Annotated in this window: 1 protein-coding gene; it reads left to right on the top strand. The window is 64.4% G+C overall.

Annotation, left to right across the window (positions count from 1 at the left end):
* The first annotated feature begins 115 nt into the window (after positions 1 to 115).
* Positions 116 to 1,405, top strand: a complete 1,290-nt coding sequence (locus J2808_RS22200; protein WP_309821027.1) for an ISL3 family transposase — start codon at positions 116 to 118, stop codon at positions 1,403 to 1,405.
* The last annotated feature ends 43 nt before the right edge of the window (positions 1,406 to 1,448 follow it).

Here is a 1,448-nt window from a genome sequence, read left to right as displayed (position 1 = left end):
CGGCTCTCCGTGGTTCGTGGTGAAACGGATTCCGTGTCTTGAAAGCTGAAGGGCTCGTAGCCCTGCTGTGATGGATGTTCTCTACGCATTCATCAAGAGTCAGGAGCTACGAGCCTTGATCGAGCCTACTTCCCCGCGCCCAGATGCTGCCACCACCATTTTCAATCTGCCCGACTACCGCGTCACGGACGCTGAAGTCCTCGCGTTCGGGCAGCGACGGGTCCGCGTCGAGGCCACGGACGAAGCCGGGTGCCCGTCCTGCGGCGTGATCAGCACCCGAGTACATTCGCGGCGGCCACAACGTCTGCGCGATATCCCTGTCGCGGGCCCGGTCGAAGTGGTGTGGTCCAAACGGAGATTCTTCTGCGATGAGTACCTGTGCCCGCGCAGGACATTCGCCGAGGAGACTACCCAGGTTCCCCGCCGTGCACGGTCGACGCGCCGGCTCCGCGATGCCCTGGTGGCTGCCGTCATCGGATCCGGAAGGGCGGCTGCGGAGGCGGCCTCTTCGTTCGGTGTCTCGTGGTGGCTGGTCCAGCGAGCCCTGGACTCCGCCGCACTGACGCTGCCTGATGTTGACGCCCTGGCACCCCGGATGCTCGGCATCGACGAACACCGCTACCGGTCCGTCCGGTTCTTCCGCGACCCGGCCACAAAAGCCTGGAAACGCTACGAACCCTGGATGACCACCATTGTGGATCTGGACACCGGACAGGTGCTCGGGATCGTGGACGGCCGCGACAGCGAGGGCGTCGGAGACTGGCTATTCGCCCGTCCGCTCCAATGGCGTCTGGACGTGCAGGTCGTCGCGATCGATCCTTCCGCTGCATTCCGGAAGGCCCTGCGGATGTGGCTGCCGCGCACCGCTGTCTCGGTCGATGCGTTCCACCTGGTCAAGCTCGGCAACGACATGCTCACCGAAGTCCGGCAACGCCTCACCCAGCAGGTCCATGGCCGGCGGGGACGTTCCATCGACCCGGTCTGGGCCAACCGCCGGCTGCTCCTGCGGGCTGGCGACACGCTCTCGGATAGGGCAAGGAACAGGCTCAGCACCGTATTCGCCACCGACGATGCCACCGGGAAGCTGCAGGCCGCCTGGCTGGTCAAAGAGCAGCTCCGGACGCTTCTCGCCACCGGATCTCTTGCCGACGCGGCCGCCGCGAAAGACCGCCTGCAGTCCCTGGTCGAACGCGCCGCTCAGCCGGAAACGAACCGGCTCTGGCGCACCGTCTGCCGGTGGTGGAAAGAGATCGAAGTCCTGATTGTCACCGGCGCGACAACGGCGAAAGTGGAAGCCAACAACACCGCGATCAAGCACATAAAAAGGACAGGCCGCGGATTCACCAACGCACGCAACTACAAAACGCGTATTCTGTTGCGCAGTGCCGCCAGAACAGCGGCATGAACATCCTTCGCGGCAGAACATTCACCACAAACCGTGAAGAGCC

It is taken from the genome of Pseudarthrobacter sulfonivorans (genome assembly GCF_031454915.1).
GTDB lineage: Bacteria > Actinomycetota > Actinomycetes > Actinomycetales > Micrococcaceae > Arthrobacter > Arthrobacter sulfonivorans_C.
Note: the sequence above shows the minus strand (reverse complement) of the source record. Positions and strands in the feature narration are given on the sequence as shown.